Annotated in this window: 18 protein-coding genes and 1 tRNA gene; 7 read left to right on the forward strand and 12 right to left on the reverse strand. The window is 47.2% G+C overall.

All coding sequences use genetic code 11. The annotated features are described in order from the left end of the window. Positions 1-108: 108 nt before the first annotated feature. The 3 genes from rpsU (at position 109) to dnaG (ending at position 2,742) form a co-directional block, all read left to right on the forward strand. Complete coding sequence (rpsU, locus tag H8K26_RS11775; RefSeq protein WP_005877634.1) at positions 109-321, forward strand: 30S ribosomal protein S21; 213 nt, start codon at positions 109-111, stop codon at positions 319-321. A 127-nt stretch (positions 322-448) separates the two neighbouring features. Then, the gene (locus H8K26_RS11780) at positions 449-895 is read left to right on the forward strand and encodes a GatB/YqeY domain-containing protein (protein WP_190479758.1); all 447 of its coding nucleotides are present in this window, start codon (positions 449-451) and stop codon (positions 893-895) included. Between the two features lie 50 nt (positions 896-945). Continuing rightward, complete coding sequence (dnaG, locus tag H8K26_RS11785) at positions 946-2,742, forward strand: DNA primase (RefSeq protein ID WP_186885013.1); 1,797 nt, start codon at positions 946-948, stop codon at positions 2,740-2,742. Positions 2,743-2,922: 180 nt separating this feature from the next. On the opposite strand, the gene H8K26_RS11790 is transcribed toward dnaG, so the two are convergent. Continuing rightward, a complete protein-coding gene (locus tag H8K26_RS11790; protein ID WP_190479760.1) occupies positions 2,923-3,591 on the reverse strand; it encodes a hypothetical protein in 669 nt (222 codons plus the stop codon). A gap of 163 nt (positions 3,592-3,754) precedes the next feature. Between H8K26_RS11790 and rpoD the strand changes: the two genes are divergently transcribed. From rpoD to H8K26_RS11805, 3 genes are all read left to right on the forward strand, one after another. Then, a complete protein-coding gene (rpoD, locus tag H8K26_RS11795; RefSeq protein ID WP_370527196.1) occupies positions 3,755-5,974 on the forward strand; it encodes an RNA polymerase sigma factor RpoD in 2,220 nt (739 codons plus the stop codon). A gap of 169 nt (positions 5,975-6,143) precedes the next feature. Further along, positions 6,144-6,221, forward strand: a tRNA-Ile gene (locus H8K26_RS11800). Between the two features lie 6 nt (positions 6,222-6,227). Continuing rightward, the gene (locus tag H8K26_RS11805) at positions 6,228-7,676 is read left to right on the forward strand and encodes a DEAD/DEAH box helicase (RefSeq protein WP_186885015.1); all 1,449 of its coding nucleotides are present in this window, start codon (positions 6,228-6,230) and stop codon (positions 7,674-7,676) included. 52 nt (positions 7,677-7,728) lie between these two features. On the opposite strand, the gene lhpI is transcribed toward H8K26_RS11805, so the two are convergent. The 5 genes from lhpI to H8K26_RS11830 form a co-directional block, all read right to left on the reverse strand. Further along, entirely contained in the window at positions 7,729-8,715 is a 987-nt protein-coding gene (lhpI, locus tag H8K26_RS11810) for a bifunctional Delta(1)-pyrroline-2-carboxylate/Delta(1)-piperideine-2-carboxylate reductase (RefSeq protein ID WP_190479762.1), read from the reverse strand. A 121-nt stretch (positions 8,716-8,836) separates the two neighbouring features. Continuing rightward, positions 8,837-9,028, reverse strand: a complete 192-nt coding sequence (locus tag H8K26_RS11815; protein ID WP_186885017.1) for a helix-turn-helix transcriptional regulator — start codon at positions 9,026-9,028, stop codon at positions 8,837-8,839. Next, entirely contained in the window at positions 9,025-9,417 is a 393-nt protein-coding gene (locus tag H8K26_RS11820) for a hypothetical protein (RefSeq protein ID WP_190479763.1), read from the reverse strand. Before H8K26_RS11820 ends, H8K26_RS11815 begins: the two co-directional genes overlap by 4 nt. A gap of 281 nt (positions 9,418-9,698) precedes the next feature. Next, positions 9,699-10,118, reverse strand: a complete 420-nt coding sequence (locus H8K26_RS11825) for an organic hydroperoxide resistance protein (protein ID WP_186897854.1) — start codon at positions 10,116-10,118, stop codon at positions 9,699-9,701. Positions 10,119-10,258: 140 nt separating this feature from the next. Then, positions 10,259-10,711, reverse strand: a complete 453-nt coding sequence (locus H8K26_RS11830) for a MarR family winged helix-turn-helix transcriptional regulator (RefSeq protein WP_186897855.1) — start codon at positions 10,709-10,711, stop codon at positions 10,259-10,261. Positions 10,712-10,872: 161 nt separating this feature from the next. On the opposite strand from H8K26_RS11830, the gene pyrF reads away from it, so the two are divergent. Next, a complete protein-coding gene (pyrF, locus tag H8K26_RS11835) occupies positions 10,873-11,694 on the forward strand; it encodes an orotidine-5'-phosphate decarboxylase (RefSeq protein WP_186885021.1) in 822 nt (273 codons plus the stop codon). Positions 11,695-11,730: 36 nt separating this feature from the next. Here the strand turns inward: pyrF and H8K26_RS11840 are convergent, their stop codons facing one another. The 6 genes from H8K26_RS11840 to H8K26_RS11865 form a co-directional block, all read right to left on the reverse strand. Further along, on the reverse strand, positions 11,731-12,000 hold the full coding sequence (locus H8K26_RS11840; protein ID WP_190479765.1) for a hypothetical protein: 270 nt from the start codon (positions 11,998-12,000) through the stop codon (positions 11,731-11,733). Positions 12,001-12,167: 167 nt separating this feature from the next. Continuing rightward, positions 12,168-12,920 (reverse strand): LytR/AlgR family response regulator transcription factor, encoded by a 753-nt coding sequence (locus H8K26_RS11845; protein WP_190479767.1) that lies wholly within the window; start codon positions 12,918-12,920, stop codon positions 12,168-12,170. Beyond that, positions 12,917-13,990, reverse strand: coding sequence for a sensor histidine kinase (locus tag H8K26_RS11850; RefSeq protein ID WP_190479769.1), 1,074 nt, complete (start codon positions 13,988-13,990; stop codon positions 12,917-12,919). The genes H8K26_RS11845 and H8K26_RS11850 overlap by 4 nt, the downstream gene beginning before the upstream one ends. Positions 13,991-14,005: 15 nt before the next feature. Continuing rightward, on the reverse strand, positions 14,006-14,701 hold the full coding sequence (locus H8K26_RS11855) for a LiaI-LiaF-like domain-containing protein (protein ID WP_190479771.1): 696 nt from the start codon (positions 14,699-14,701) through the stop codon (positions 14,006-14,008). 33 nt (positions 14,702-14,734) lie between these two features. Continuing rightward, entirely contained in the window at positions 14,735-15,088 is a 354-nt protein-coding gene (locus H8K26_RS11860) for a LiaF transmembrane domain-containing protein (protein ID WP_190479773.1), read from the reverse strand. Positions 15,089-15,371: 283 nt separating this feature from the next. Next, positions 15,372-15,743, reverse strand: coding sequence for a hypothetical protein (locus H8K26_RS11865; protein WP_186885026.1), 372 nt, complete (start codon positions 15,741-15,743; stop codon positions 15,372-15,374). Positions 15,744-15,907: the final 164 nt, after the last annotated feature.

Raw genomic sequence — 15,907 nt, forward strand, 5'->3', positions numbered from 1 at the left:
TAGGGCGAGGCAATTTTTTGCGTAAGATTTAATCATCGTCCTTCCCATATCTGCAAAAGCCTGCTAATATCTCGTTCTTCTATAAATCTTTCATTGGTTTGAACTTACATGACCACAATTCGCCTTAAAGAAAACGAGCCGTTCGAAGTCGCCATGCGCCGCTTCAAGCGCACTATCGAAAAGACCGGTCTGTTGACCGAATTGCGCGCTCGCGAGTTCTACGAGAAGCCAACTGCAGAGCGTAAGCGTAAGCTGGCAGCAGCAGTTAAGCGTCACTACAAACGTATTCGTAGTCAGCAATTGCCTAAGAAAATGTATTAATTCCGATTTGGTGTCTGGCGTAGTCAGATACTTTCGGTGTTGCATTGCTTAGGTATTGCATGCCCGCTCCGGTCAGCCGCAGCGGGCTTTATTATTTTTATCTGATTCAGTTACTCAGGGGTAAGTCATGAGCTTAAAAGAGCAAATCACCGATGATATGAAAGCCGCGATGCGTGCCAAGGAAGCTGGCAAGCTCGGGACTATCCGTTTGTTGACGGCAGCAATGAAGCAAAAAGAAGTCGATGAGCGCGTTGAATTGGATGATGGCATGATCCTCGCCATTATTGAGAAGATGATCAAGCAGCGCAAAGATTCGATTCAGCAATTCGAAGCGGGTGGCCGCCAGGATCTGGCCGATATCGAAAAAGCGGAATTGGCTGTGCTCTCGACCTATATGCCAGCGGCTTTGTCTGATGAAGAAGTTCAGGCGGCGGTTGCCGCTGCTGTTGCCGAGACTGGCGCTGCAGGTCCGCAGGATATGCGTAAAGTAATTGACGTGTTAAAAATGAAGCTTGCCGGCCGCGCAGATATGGGAAAAGTATCCGGCTTGGTGAAAGCAGCTTTGAGCCGTTAATTTTGTATTTTATTTGTCAATTGCAGCGGTTGAAAAACCGGTAAGCAGACTTGATTCCACAAAGCTTTATTCAGGATTTACTCGCCCGCGTTGACATTGTTGACGTGGTGGGTAAATACGTCCAGCTGAAAAAAGGTGGCGCAAACTATATGGGTTTGTGTCCCTTTCATAATGAAAAATCCCCTAGTTTTACCGTAAGTCCGACCAAGCAGTTTTATCACTGCTTTGGTTGCGGTGCGCATGGTAGCTCCATCGGGTTTTTGATGGAATATTCAGGTTTAAGCTTTGTCGACGCCATTCGTGACTTGGCGCAAAGTAATGGCATGGTCGTTCCTGAAGAAGATCGCATGCTGCCAGCGCAACGGGCGGAGGTGCAGGCGAAAAGTCTGGCCTTGTCAGAAGTCATGACCAAAGCCGGGGAGTATTACAAGCAGCAGTTGCGCTCGGCACCACCAGCGATTGCATATCTGAAAAAGCGTGGTCTGACCGGGGAGATTGCTGCTCGTTTCGGTTTGGGTTTTGCGCCGGATGCATGGGATGGTTTGCGCTCTGTCTTTGCGGACTATCAGGCGCCCGAGCTGGTTGAGGCTGGGCTGGTCATCGATAAAAGCGACGAAGAAGGTGGTGGACGCAAGCGCTATGACCGTTTCCGCGATCGCGTGATGTTCCCGATTCGTAATACGAAGGGGCAGATCATAGGTTTTGGCGGGCGCATTATGGAGCAGGGCGAGCCTAAATATCTGAACTCCCCTGAAACGCCGCTATTTCAGAAGGGCTACGAACTCTACGGTTTATTTGAGGCGCGTCAGGCGATTCGTGATGCCGGTTATGTACTGGTCACCGAAGGCTACATGGATGTCGTTGCGCTGGCGCAAATGGGTTTTCCGCAAGCCGTTGCGACATTGGGCACAGCTTGTACGCCAACACACGTACAAAAATTGTTGCGGCAGACAGATCATGTTGTATTCAGCTTCGATGGTGATACTGCCGGCCGACGCGCTGCCCGGCGTGCGCTCGATGCCTGCTTACCTCATGCGAATGACGATAAATTTATTAAGTTTCTGTTTTTGCCTGCCGAGCATGATCCAGATAGCTTTATCCGTGAATTTGGCGCGGACGCGTTTGAGCAGCAAGTACATGAGGCGATGCCGTTGTCCCAGTTTTTCATGCGGGAGATGATTGCTGATCATGATCTCAATTCGGCAGAGGGGCGTGCAAAAACGCAGTTTGACGCTAAACCCTTGCTGCAAACGATGCAGCCTTCTGGGTTGCGTTTGCAAATGGTGCGCAATCTGGCGCAGGTGACGCAGACGACTCCCGCCGAGATCGAGGCTTTGTTTGAGCTTTCCCAGCCAGTTGCCCGTCAGAAGCTTGCTCCGCCACGGTCGAAACGCAGTGCGCCGGTTGGCCTTGAGCGCCAGATTATGCGGATACTCGTGGCTTATCCAGCCTTAGCGCTGATGCTTGACGACGTTGCTCTTGCTGAGGCGGCGTTGTTGGCGCCGGATGGCGCAGAGATGTTGATGCAGTTAGTCGGTATTGCGAAAGAGATGGGCGAGGGGGCGCAATTTGCAGCGCTGGCTGAGCGATTGCGCGTCGTTAGTTCCGATTTCGATGGTTTGATCGCGGAAGTGGCAGGTCAGACCGATGCTGATGCTGAATTGGTCAGGCTGGAATTGCTTGGTGCCATCCGACAGATTCGCTCTCAGGCGCTCAAATATGAGGCAGAAAGATTGGTGGCATCCGGTTTGCGCACTGAAGTAGAAAAGGCGCGCTGGCGTGAAATTATGCAGTTGCAGGAAGATTTGCGCAAAGAGGCGGCCGCGGAAGCTGGGAGTCGCCAGTAACTCGCGGCGGTTCTTTTTCCGTAAGAAATTTGTCAGTTTTTCATCTGAATTTATTTCGACTATGTCTGTGATAATAAATGGTTTGCCTATTTTTTTATCAATTTAGTTGTCGTTACTCTGGCTTTGGGCTAGAGAATGTGACGCTCGCGTGGTATAATTAAAGGCTTACGATTCAAGGTCTTAGGTTGTTTCATTTTGCGTAAAATCATTTGATTGTCGCAAAATGTGTTGTTTAGGTGAGCGTAATGCTCCTCCGAGTAACCCAAAACACTGGCGCTGAGACTCGGGAAGTCTGAAGCAAAAATGGTTTGCTCCGCATACAGATCGTCTGGTCTGATGCAGGAGTATGTCTTTTTTGCAAAATATGTCAGCAGGCGACTTCCTCAGTTCCGGATGGTTTGATTCAATGGCTAGCGCAATGAAGAAACCCTCGAAAACCCTGATGCCTACAACGGTTAAAAAAACTACGGCAAAGGCATCTAAAAATGCAGGTGTCAGCACCGCAGCAAAAACGGTGAGTAAGGCAGTTGTAGCCAAAACAAAAACTACCAGCCCGAAAGCGCCGTCCAAAGCCATCAGTAAGCCTGTCGCTGCCAAGGCACCGAAAGTAGTCGCGCCAGTTAAGGCTGTCGCAAAAGCAAAGACTGCAGCAACTGTTAATGTGGCGGGTAAAAAAACGGGGGCAAAAGATATCAAAGCGCCTAAAGTAAGTAAAGCGGCAGCGTCCGCGCCGGCTGTCAAAAAGACGGTATCAAAGTCGGTTGCTGCAAAAACAGATATAAAGAAATCAGTTAGCGTCCCATCTAAAAAAACGACTGTGAAAACGACTGTAAAGCAGGTTGCAGTCAAGGCGCCACCGAAAGCAAAAAAAATTGATGAGAAGCTGGCGGAAGGTGCAGTTCATCAGGCTGAAGGTAAGCAAAAGCGAGTGACAACGGAGTCGTCCCGAGCTAAATCAGTACCATCCGCAACATCGAAAGCTTCCGTGACAACTAACAAAACCGATTCAAAGATAGTGACCAAACCTACCAAGAAATCAGCGAAAGCTGCTGCACCTGAAGTTCAGGAAATCAAGACCGGATCTGCGCCTACCGTCAGTCAGACTACAGACGCTGCCGTACTTGCTGCTATCGATACGTCCGGCTATGTTTTGCCCGGAGTAAAGGTGCCTGGACGCCGTGGCCGCAAACCAAAAGAATACCAGCCGGAAAACGAAGAAATTGCAGCATTGAATGCGGTTGAACGCGCGGAAATGAAGGCAATCGATAAGGCGAAGGCAAAAGATCGCAAAGCAAAAGAGAAAGCGTTATTGAAGGATGCGTTTTCCTCTGACCCAGAGGCGACAGAGGAAGAGCTCGAACGTCGTCGTCAGAAACTGAAAACACTGATTAAGCTTGGTAAAGATCGCGGCTATCTGACATTTGCCGAGATTAACGATCACTTGCCAGAAAATGTTGTTGATCCTGAAGCGATCGAAGGCATCATCAGTACCTTTAACGACATGGGTGTTGCAGTTTATGAGCGCGCCCCTGATGCTGAAACATTGTTGTTATCCGATAACGTCGTTACTGTCACGACGGATGATGATGAAGTGGAAGCGGCAGCCGAGGCTGCATTGTCAACTGTTGATTCTGATTTCGGGCGCACTACCGATCCGGTTCGCATGTATATGCGTGAAATGGGCTCGGTTGAATTGTTGACTCGCGAAGGCGAGATCGTTATTGCGAAGAAGATTGAAGAAGGCCTGAAGGATATGATTCAGGCGATTTCAGCATGTCCTACGACCATTGCAGAAATTCTGGCAGCGGCCGACAGAATTGCCGCAGACGAAATAAAAATCGATGAAATCGTCGATGGTCTGGTCGATCCAAACGCGACCGAAGACGCGCCTCCTGCTCCAGCTGTCGTTGCTGCCGCAGAAGAATCTGATGAAGATGAGGACGAGGAAGAAGATGAAGAGGAAGAAGATGAGGATGGCGGTGCAGCTGCTGCTGCCGCAATTTCTTCTGAACAGTTAGAGCAAATGAAGCGTGAGGCGCTCGCTAAATTTGAAATCATTGCTTCTAATTTTGAAAAAATGCGCAAGTCTTATGAGAAAGAAGGCTATAACTCTAAGACTTACGTCAAAGCTCAGGAAGCTATTTCGAATGAGCTGCTTGGCATTCGTTTTACTGCCAAAGTAGTTGAAAAGCTTTGCGATACTTTGCGTGGACAGGTTGACGAAGTTCGTCATATTGAAAAACAAATTCTGGATGTGGCAGTGAACCGCTGTGGTATGCCACGTTCGCATTTCATTAAAGTTTTCCCCGGCAATGAAACCAATCTGAGCTGGGTTGAGGGCGAAGTGAATGCCGGACACTCCTATAGCGCGATTCTTGGACGCAATGTCCCTGCGGTTCAGCAATTGCAACAGAAATTGATTGATTTGCAGGCGCGCGTGGTATTGCCATTGCCTGATCTGCGCGGCATCAATAAAAAGATGTCGGCTGGTGAGATGAAGGCGCGTAAAGCAAAGCGTGAAATGACTGAAGCAAACTTGCGTCTGGTCATTTCTATCGCGAAGAAATACACCAATCGTGGCTTGCAATTCCTGGACTTGATTCAGGAAGGTAATATCGGTCTGATGAAGGCCGTGGATAAGTTTGAATATCGTCGTGGTTACAAGTTTTCCACTTATGCGACATGGTGGATACGTCAGGCGATTACCCGCTCGATTGCCGATCAGGCGCGTACTATCCGTATTCCTGTGCATATGATAGAGACGATTAATAAAATGAATCGTATCTCGCGTCAGATTTTGCAGGAGACAGGCGCAGAGCCAGATCCGGCAACGTTGGCGATTAAGATGGAAATGCCGGAAGATAAAATCCGCAAGATCATGAAAATCGCGAAAGAGCCGATTTCGATGGAAACACCGATCGGTGACGACGATGATTCTCATCTTGGCGATTTCATTGAGGATAATCACACGCTGGCACCGGCAGATGCAGCTCTGCACGCATCCATGCGCAATGTCGTTAAAGATGTACTGGATTCTCTGACGCCACGTGAGGCGAAAGTATTGCGTATGCGTTTTGGTGTTGAAATGTCGACTGACCATACTTTAGAAGAGGTTGGTAAACAGTTCGACGTGACACGTGAACGGATTCGTCAGATAGAAGCAAAAGCATTGCGTAAGTTACGTCACCCATCACGTTCAGATAAGCTGAAGAGCTTCCTTGAAGGTAATTAATGTTATATAATTGGCGCTGATTTTTTTCAGCGCCCGTTAATATATTGAGCTGAGTTTTCAGCGCAATGTTTTGCAGGCGGCAGCATCGGGCTTTTCCTGCAAATCCTGAAGTGATTTCCAAACCTGGATTAACCTCAGATTACAGCAGGCAGAGCTTGCAGAAAGAATTGGGCCTCTAGCTCATGTTGGTTAGAGCAGCGGACTCATAATCCGTTGGTACCGTGTTCGACTCACGGGAGGCCCACCATTTACCATGACTGATATTAAGTCCATCCCCAATTCCCCTTCCGACCAGACTGAACACAAAGTGAAGTTTGAAGATTTCGGCTTATCTCCTGATATTCTGCGTGCTTTGACTGAGCAGGGTTACGTCCACCCTACGCCAATACAAGCGGAAGCAATTCCTGTTGTATTGCAAGGCAGGGATGTGATGGGCGCCGCACAAACGGGCACCGGTAAAACAGCAGGATTTTCTTTACCGATTATCCAACGTTTGCTCGCTCATGCGAGTACCAGTGCCTCGCCAGCGCGCCACCCTGTCCGTGCTTTGATACTGACGCCAACGCGTGAACTCGCGGATCAGGTTGCTGAGAACGTCAAGGCATACTCTCGCTTCACACCTTTACGGTCCACAGTTGTCTTTGGTGGCATGGATATGGCGCCACAAGTTGCCATGTTGCGTTCGGGCGTGGAAATCGTGATTGCAACACCGGGGCGTTTGCTCGATCACGTTCAGCAAAAGACGATTAATTTATCGCAGACACAAATTCTGGTGATGGATGAAGCTGATCGTATGCTTGATATGGGTTTTTTACCGGATCTGCAACGCATCATCAATCTGTTGCCTAAGCAGCGACAAAATCTGATGTTTTCAGCGACTTTTTCTCCTGAAATTAAAAAGCTGGCAGCCAGCTTTTTGAACGATCCACAGACGATAGAAGTGGCTCGTAGTAACGCAACATCCGACAACGTGACGCAGATTTTGTACAAGGTCGCGGAAGATGAGAAGCGCGATGCGGTCTCCTTCATTATTCGTGAGCGTGGTTTGAAGCAAGTGATTGTTTTCAGTAACACGAAAATCGGTGCGTCACGTCTCGCCGTCCATCTTGTTAAGCAAGGTGTGAAAGCGTCTGCGATTCATGGTGATAAATCACAAAATGAACGTATGGTCGCGCTGGAAGATTTTAAACGCGGAGAAGTGGAAGTGCTGGTGGCGACGGATGTGGCTGCACGTGGTCTGGACATATCCGAAATGCCTTGCGTGATCAATTACGATCTTCCGTATAACGCCGAAGACTATGTTCACCGTATTGGCCGTACCGGGCGTGCTGGTGCTAAAGGTGACGCAATTTCTTTGTACACGGATCAGGACGAGCGCTTGCTCGTCGATATTGAGAAACTGATCAAACAGAAAATTGTCAGATTGACTCTCGCTGGTTTTGTCCCTGTTACTCATCAGGTGGAGCGCAGTCGTCCGGCGCGCGATAAATCTGAACGTACTACCGAGCGTGCTGAGCGTAGCGAAAAACCTGCGCGAGGTTATCAGCCGCCAAGAGAAAAAGTGGACCCGTGGTTCTTGAAGCCTTATGAGCCAGCTGTATCCTCTTCCCTGAAAACCGGTAGCTCTGCTAAAACCAGTGAAAATACCGACGTGAAGCCACAAAAACGTGCAGCTTTACTGGGCGGCATCCCTAAAGTCTGAATGCTCCTCAATGACAACTGAGGTCACGTATAGCGGATCTCAGTTGACGATTTCATTGTTGAAAAACTCTGGCAGACGCTTTTTCATTAGCCTCCTGCTGGTGAGATTGCCAGACGAGGTTCGCGGCACACAAATCTTCCAGAGCTGTTCCTACTGACTTAAATGCCGTCACTTCCTGCTCCGATCGACGGCCGGTATATCTTCCAGAGCAGAGATCGGCAAGCTCGGCAACAATCGCTTCTTTCTTTAAGCTGCCACTTTGCAGTGCCTGCAGAATATCGCCGGCCTCTGCTAATGCTCCCGTGAACGTATCCACGAAGACGACAGACTTTGCCATCAGTTCATCGTCAACTTCCCGCATATCCGGTTTGAAACCGCCAACCAGGTCAAGATGCGTACCTGCTTGTATCCATTCTCCTTTGATGATGGCTTGTCTGCTTGTTGTTGCGCAGGTGATGATATCCGCAGACATGCAGGATCCGGCGAGATCGCTCGTTACTTCAATCTTGATCCCCTTTGGTAAATCTGCGAAAGACGTTAACGTCTGACGGCAACGTTCTGATTTTTCTGCAGAGCGACCCCAGATCGTGATTTTATCGATCGGTCTGGTATGGCAATGTGCGAGTGCCATATGCGGTGCAAGACTGCCGTTGCCGACGAGAAGTAAATGACTGCTGTTTTTTCTGGATAAAAAACTGGAAGCGAGCGCCGATGCTGCTGCAGTTCGTTTTTGCGTTATTTCCTCACCATCCATGAAGGCCAGCGGTACGCCAGTGATCGAATCAAATAAAATGAATATCGCATGTACCGTCGGAGTGTCTATATTTTGTGGCGCAACCGTGACTAGTTTCACACCAGTATGACCGGACGGATTCCATGCTGGCATCAAGAGCAAACTTGAGTTGGCCTGTTCCGATAGTAGATGTGCATGTCGTTTGGGGGTAATGATCTCTTGCTGAAAAGCTTCCCGTAACGCGTGTATTAGCTTCGGATATTGCAATGCCTGCCGTACTTTTTCTTTGCTGATAAATGGAATCATATAGATAGAATCACAAGAGACTTCTGGTAAGAATCAAATGCACATCATATCGAGTCGGCAAAGAAGAAGAGGTGAAAAATATGCATTCAGCCCATCTTCGTTTGCAGACAAATTTTCAGTTTTATTCCGCTTCAAAAATTTTTTCTATCGGCATTCCGAATAATTTTGCAATTGCAAAAGCGAGCGGCAAACTGGGATCGTATCTGCCTGTTTCTATGGCGTTAATCGTCTGCCTGGATACCTCCAGAAGATCGGCGAGTTGTGCCTGACTCCAATCTTTTTGAGATCGCAATTCCCTGAGCGAATTTTTCATGCTGATTTCTCTTTCCAGTAGCGCACTGCATCGCTTACTCCCCAGCCCGCCATCAGCAAGCCCCAGACAATAAACATGCTTAATTTAGGAAAATCTGCTGCTTCCATGAAGCCATAAGATAATGCGAAGATAGCAGTCATCGCTGCGGAAATGCCGACATTTTCTAATTGGCGACGTCTGATGTATTCATCCATACGGCGGAATTGTCTGATAATCGCCCAGATCATCATGATGGCTGGAATGACCGGCGCCAGAATAATCAGGGTACGGAGCGGCTGTGGTGTCATCTGATCAGCAAGGAAATTACTGAGAAATATGACGATAAAGTAAATAAAAAAAGCACCCAGTAACTCTTTGAAATACATGTGATTCGCTTGTTTTTCACGCATTATATTCTCCATGTAAAGTTTGTTTGACATGTGTGGACAGAAAAATAGCCATTGCAAATGCAGGCTGTTTACCTTACTTCTTGAATAATCTGAAATTGATGTATTGAAAAGTAAAGTATGCTTTACATACTAGCGTTAAAATATATAATGTCAAGCTAACTTTACATCGATAAGAAAAATAATACCCGCACCGATTTTTCAAGGAAAAACCGGTGCGGGTAACTTGTATTTGGTCTGATTCTGCCGCGCCAGGGTGATTTTCCCTGGCAAGCGCGATGTTATTACAATATGGTCAGTGTTACTTCAATGTTGCCGCGGGTTGCGTTCGAATAAGGGCAAACTTCATGTGCTTTATTGACCAGATCTTCAGCTAACTGACGATCCATTCCCGGTAACGAGATATTCAGTGCAACCTGAATACCAAAGCCACCTTTGCCATTTGGGCCGATACCAACGTCCGCTTTGATTGAAAGATCTGCTGGCAATGCAGTCTTACTCGCCGCAGCGACGAACTTCAGTGCACCGATAAAACATGCAGAATAACCCGCAGCGAATAATTGTTCCGGATTCGTACCTGCGCCGCCCGCGCCGCCTAATTCTTTTGGCGTCGTGAGTTTAACATCTAGTTGATTATCACTGGAAACAGAGCGGCCATCGCGGCCACCGGTAGAGGTTGCACTTGCTGTGTAAAGAACTTGCATAAGATTTCCCATTTAAATTGACTGCATGAAGAATATTTTCGCTACGACCCAATGAGTCGATGGAAGAATAATATTACACAATTTAATTGTGTGCAATGTAATTGGCGATTGTTTTTTTCTATGCACTCGATAAAGAAACTTTATTTTTCTGTGAGATTTGCTCTCAATTCTGAGAGTTGGCTGCGTAGTTGCATCAGTGTTTTTTGGTCTTGTCCGCTGGCACAGAGGATTTTGAGTGGAATTTTTTTTGCTGCCTTTTTCAACTCTTTTCCACTGTTCGTGAGAATAATTCTGACCTGTCGTTCGTCAGCGTCGTCCCGCTGGCGCTCCAGTAAGCCAGCTGCTTCCATGCGTTTCAACAGAGGCGTCAGTGTGCCAGAGTCAAGAAACAGGGCGCTTCCAATATCTTTAACGAGAATATGATCCTGTTCCCAAAGTACCAGCATGACCAGATACTGCGGATACGTCAGGCCGAGTTCTTCTAATAATGGTTTATAACTTTTGGTGAGTGCCAGCGACGCAGAGTACAGCGCAAAGCAAAACTGGTTATCAAGTGCCAGTAAGTCCGGTTCTTTTTTTACAGATTCGTTCATATGACACTCAAAAAAAATAGAAACTAAACAGAAATAATAATGATTGCCTGACATGATAATCAAATTCGGTATCGCTTGTCTTTGATCTTCGGGTCTATCAGGCCTGAGTCTGCACGGTATAATGCTGGATTAATGAAAATCCGTATACGCAGAGGTAAGTTGTGACTTTTATCGAAAAATTAAATGCCGCCTGGGCTGAAAATCAATCTCTGCTTTGCGTTGGACTCGATCCTGATATCAGTCGTTTTCCGGCCGAGTTAGCCGGCAAACCTGATGCCATTTTTACTTTTTGCAAAGCGATGATCGATGCCACTGCCGATCTTACTTGCTCATTCAAACCGCAGATTGCTTATTTTGCCGCATTACGTGCAGAAGATCAGTTGGAAGCCCTTTGCCGCTATATCAAAACGACTTATCCCGCGATTCCCGTCATATTGGATGCAAAGCGGGGTGACATCGGTGCAACAGCAGAGCAATACGCACGCGAAGCATTTGAACGATATGCCGCCGATGCGGTGACCGTCAATCCTTATATGGGATTCGACTCTGTCGCACCGTATATGGAATGGAAAGATAAAGGCGCGATAGTTTTATGCCGCACATCAAACGCTGGCGGATCTGATTTGCAATTCCTGGATGTCGGTGGAGTGCCTCTGTATCAGCATGTTGCCAAACTGGTTGTAGAAAAGTGGAATACCAATGGGCAATGTGCACTGGTCGTTGGCGCGACCTTTCCTGATGAGTTGGCGCAGGTACGCAATATTGTCGGCGATATGCCATTACTGGTGCCTGGCATTGGTGCGCAAGGCGGCGATATTGCTGCGACTGTCGCGGCAGGCAAAACAGCGAACGGAACAGGAATGATGATTAATTCGTCGCGCGCAATTCTGTACGCAAAAACTTCCGGTAATGAAACCTTTGCAGAAGCTGCCCGACGCGTCGCGATTGAAACTCGTGACGCGATTAATCAGCATAGAGCTTAACTGAAACAGTATTCATTTTTACAGTTAGTCATGACGCTAAAGAATTTGCTTTACGGAGCCGCGTCGTGTTTTTCTGACTGCAAAAATAATAATTACGCTGAATATTTTCAATAAAAGAAAAATACAAAAAAGACTGATTGCCAACGGGAGCACAGTGAATATCAGTGCGATGGCGATGCAAGCGATGAAAATGCTGTGCAGTGGCAAACTGGCAATCAGGTAAGCCGTTTTTTTGATCAGGTAAATAAATTCATGCAGGCTTTGGCGGAAAAATGCTGTCACTTCATCCAGATTTATTGAATTCATCTTCTTTCCTCGGTTGTTTGTCTGAAGCAGAAAGATAGACTTAATTTCTTTGCTTTGCACACGAGCTGCGATGAACGGAATTATTCTGGGTTCAAATCAACAAAAAACGAGAATGACTGGTCGTTGTCGCCGACTGATTCACGGACAGCGAACGTGGTTCAAGTCGATCAATTCAATCTTGTTTTCAGGCGCTCATAGCCCGTCCGGCTGACTGGAATTTTTATACCACTGCGTAGCACGGCCACCTGAGTATCTTTACTCTGGCGTTCTATTCCTGTTAATGCCTTAATCTGCAAAAGATAAGAGCGATGGACTCTGACAAAACCGGCTGACGAAAGCTGTTCCTCGATGTCCGACAGACTCTGCGTTTTCATCACTGTTCTGCCTTGTGCGTGAACCAGAATGTAGTCATCCTGCGCCTCGATAAAATCAATTTCCTCGAATGGCAGCACATGTACTTTCTCTCTGTCGCGTATCGTCAGGCGCTGCGATTGTTGCACACTTGATGTAATCAGTTGTTGCATACCGATTGGAGGCGAGGCAACGACCTTATCTTCCTGTATGAGTTTTTTCGCCTTCTGCAGTGCCTCATCAAAACGCTGTTGGGAAAATGGCTTTAAAAGATAATCTATTGCGTGTAAGTCAAAGGCCTTCACCGCATATTGGTCATACGCGGTCGTAAAGATAACGCCGGATTTTCTGCCGGTGACATCCAATACTTCCAGCCCGGTTAATTCCGGCATTTGTATATCTAAAAAAATCAGATCGGGTTGATGCACAAATATCGCGTCAACTGCTTCAGTGCCAGTCTCACATTCACTGATAACGATGATGTCCGGATGAGAGCGCAGATACTCCCGAATCAGGCGGCGGGCAAGTTCTTCATCATCAGCAATTAATACTCTGAGGGAATGATTCATATCGTGTCAGCTTGTCGTTTTAACTCTATTGGTAACGATATTTCTACAAAGAAGAGATTTTCCGTGCGTGACCAGTGCACCCGGGCACGATCACCATAAATCGTATTAAAGCGCTCGCGTAAATTTGTTAATCCCAGGCCGATACCGCTATCCGAGATAACTTTATCTGAAACGGGATTTTCTACCCGGATATGTAGCCATCCATCTTGGCCACAGATGCTGGCGCTAATCAAGCCGCCTTTGGGTAATTGCCGTACGCCATGTTTGATCGCATTTTCAAATAAGGGTTGCAAACTCATAGGCGGTATTAATGCAAGATCAGTATGATGAACTTGTATATTGACTTGTAATTTCTGGCCGTAACGGATTTTTTCTACCGCCAGAAAATGCCCGCATAGATCAAGTTCTTCTCTGACAGTGATTGTTGTATGCTCAGACAAGGCCAGCGTTTTTCTGAAAAAATCTGCCAGCGAAATTGCCATGTTTCTGGCGCCAGCAGGATCAATGCTTGTCAGTGCACTGATGGAGTTGAGGCTGTTGAATAAAAAGTGAGGATCAATTTGTGTACGTAAAAGCTGTAATTCTGCATCACGGGCAAACAGACGCGAAGCAGCCTCACGACGTTCCGCTGCTCGTAAATTATCAAAGCTAATAAGTACATCGTAAGCCAGCAGAGCAAGCAAATACAGTGCGAATCCGGTAGCGAGAATAATCGCTGCGAGCTGGTTTGATATAGCGAGTACCGCTTCCTGACCGGTCACGGAAATGAGAGCCATATTCCAGATTTCGCATATTCCTAACAGCAGGATGCCTGAAACCATCGCACTGCTGCCGAACATCAGAAACGTCAAAAAAATAGAACGTCTGGATAAGGGAAGTGTCCGGCAAATGTAATACGATGACGTCGCCACAAAACCGAAAATCAGTGACACTGGCAGAGCAAAAGTCAGGGCGTAAATCCATTGGCACAATCCAGCGGAAACCAGGAGCCTGGAAAATAAAGCGCCTGCTAACAGCCAGATTGCGACATACCAGAGAAACCGGCGGAAATCGGACAGAATCGGATGCATGCGAGTTCTCGAACGTCAGTTCTTCACTTCGACGCCGCCCATGATCGCATATCCTTGCAGGTATAATTTTTTATCGCGTACCATCGGCGGTACTGTCTTATCTTCGAACCCACCCAGAATGGGGACGCCCTGAGAAATGACTGTCCAGTCGTGAGGAATTTTTAATTCTATTCCTCCCCACATAGCAAAGACATTTAAGGTCGCTTCGTTTTGCATACCGGCATTACGCAGATCAAGTTCGATACCACCCATCACCGCGGTCAGCTCGCCACCGCGGAAGTCCGGTGTTGAGTTCTGCATTTTTGCGCCGCTCATAATTGCGGAGATATTGCTTTCCGCTTGCTGATTGCCGCTTCCTGTAGCCGGATTGGAATAAGATGTGCTGCTATTCATCTTATCCTTGAAAATAATCATCAGACCTGCAGCGATAATAAAAACTGGCCACCAGTCACGCATTCTGAAGTAAACGATACCCAGATGTTGCAGCGTCAGCAGCGCGCCTAAGGCAACGAAACCTGCGCCGATAAGACGACCAGAGGTATTCTGACTACGGGAAATTTTGAGCATGCCAACCAGAATGAATACCATGGGCCAGAATTGGAAAAACTGACGTGTACTGAAAATGTCTAAATTATCTACTAGTGCTAATGCACCGAAAATTAATAACAGAACGCCAAAGAATACCTGGGTTTGCGGTTGTCGCTTACTCATGATGTGAACTCCACAGATGAACGAATAATAAAATTACTGACGTGTCGAAAGCAGACCGGCGACGATACTTTTGATACCAACGGCAATCAAAACAACTGGCCAGCTGGTGGAGAATGTCCAGCCCCACAGATTTTCTACAGATGCGTATATCCAGAAAGCCAGAATCACGGTACAGCAACCATTCGCAATATTCTGGGGCTGGCGTGAGCTAAGTATTTCAATCAGACCAAAACATCCCATCAGCGCTGGCATGATGTACCAATAATCAGCCAGATCAGAAACACGCATTTTTTCTGCAAGAAAAAGAACGCCTATCGTGACCAGTACGGTACCGAGCAAAAAGTTTTTTCTGTGTCGCGTTTGAGGCTCTTCATGTTGTCGGCTCATCTCAGCTCCTTGATCAATATTTCTGTAGACAGAGTAAAGATAAACCGTATAACGATGCTTGTCGCATATTTATCGGTGAATAGCGCCGCTTTGTCGGTGAATGACGATCTTAAGATTTTATATCGCCAAAAGCAGGCAGAGTCGAGAGGGTGCAGTATCTATCGTTGATGCTTAGCGCAATACCGGAGTCATTGCCGTTCGCTGGTTGCCATGCGCAGAGCAGCGCCAGAAAGAGAAGGCAAAGTAACGCAGATGGAGCTGGAATACTGAAAAGTGTAGTGACTTAACTGAGCAGTTGGTTGAAGTCGTCGGCTTTTCTGACAACGCGTCGGGACGCGGTGCCGAATATATTGTGGGTTTCCTCAACAACGTATTCGTTTGATCCCCGGGTACAGTACATTAAGCCGCGAAAATTGGTTCCTAAGTAGGCGAAGGGAGCAAGCTTGGTTTTTACCGGAGAATCGTCGCCCAGCAATGCCCGCAGTTTGCGCTCGACATCGTACAGGCTTCTCTCATTGAGCGATACTTTGGCGCCTTTGGGTGTCGGAAAACTGGTCACAAAGGACGGGTTTTGCCCCATGGGATTGGTGAAGGTGATTTTAATTCCTAATTTCAGAAATTTGGAAATCGCGGAAAAATCATTTTCATCATACATAGCAACTCTCCCTGAACCGATGTTCTGTACTTGTTCTTCTCAGAAGTGATATTCAAAGCTTGCCAGAAATCCCCTGTTTTTACAATCTGCACAGAATAAAAAAGCAGCAACCTATGATGTATCTCAGAAGTTATTTCTCTGTCTATATCGTAGGTGCAAGCGAC

Source organism: Cognatundibacterium aquatile (genome assembly GCF_014699135.1).
GTDB lineage: Bacteria > Pseudomonadota > Gammaproteobacteria > Burkholderiales > Burkholderiaceae_D > Undibacterium > Undibacterium aquatile.

Excerpts from the sequence above, each read along its gene's own strand:
- rpsU (WP_005877634.1), top strand. The coding sequence starts at position 109 with ATGACCACAATTCGCCTTAAAGAAAACGAGCCGTTCGAAGTCGCCATG.
- H8K26_RS11780 (WP_190479758.1), top strand. The coding sequence starts at position 449 with ATGAGCTTAAAAGAGCAAATCACCGATGATATGAAAGCCGCGATGCGT.
- H8K26_RS11805 (WP_186885015.1), top strand. The coding sequence starts at position 6,228 with ATGACTGATATTAAGTCCATCCCCAATTCCCCTTCCGACCAGACTGAA.
- lhpI (WP_190479762.1), bottom strand. The coding sequence starts at position 8,715 with ATGATTCCATTTATCAGCAAAGAAAAAGTACGGCAGGCATTGCAATAT.
- H8K26_RS11815 (WP_186885017.1), bottom strand. The coding sequence starts at position 9,028 with ATGAAAAATTCGCTCAGGGAATTGCGATCTCAAAAAGATTGGAGTCAG.
- H8K26_RS11820 (WP_190479763.1), bottom strand. The coding sequence starts at position 9,417 with ATGCGTGAAAAACAAGCGAATCACATGTATTTCAAAGAGTTACTGGGT.
- H8K26_RS11825 (WP_186897854.1), bottom strand. The coding sequence starts at position 10,118 with ATGCAAGTTCTTTACACAGCAAGTGCAACCTCTACCGGTGGCCGCGAT.
- H8K26_RS11830 (WP_186897855.1), bottom strand. The coding sequence starts at position 10,711 with ATGAACGAATCTGTAAAAAAAGAACCGGACTTACTGGCACTTGATAAC.
- H8K26_RS11840 (WP_190479765.1), bottom strand. The coding sequence starts at position 12,000 with ATGAATTCAATAAATCTGGATGAAGTGACAGCATTTTTCCGCCAAAGC.
- H8K26_RS11845 (WP_190479767.1), bottom strand. The coding sequence starts at position 12,920 with ATGAATCATTCCCTCAGAGTATTAATTGCTGATGATGAAGAACTTGCC.
- H8K26_RS11850 (WP_190479769.1), bottom strand. The coding sequence starts at position 13,990 with ATGCATCCGATTCTGTCCGATTTCCGCCGGTTTCTCTGGTATGTCGCA.
- H8K26_RS11855 (WP_190479771.1), bottom strand. The coding sequence starts at position 14,701 with ATGAGTAAGCGACAACCGCAAACCCAGGTATTCTTTGGCGTTCTGTTA.
- H8K26_RS11860 (WP_190479773.1), bottom strand. The coding sequence starts at position 15,088 with ATGAGCCGACAACATGAAGAGCCTCAAACGCGACACAGAAAAAACTTT.
- H8K26_RS11865 (WP_186885026.1), bottom strand. The coding sequence starts at position 15,743 with ATGTATGATGAAAATGATTTTTCCGCGATTTCCAAATTTCTGAAATTA.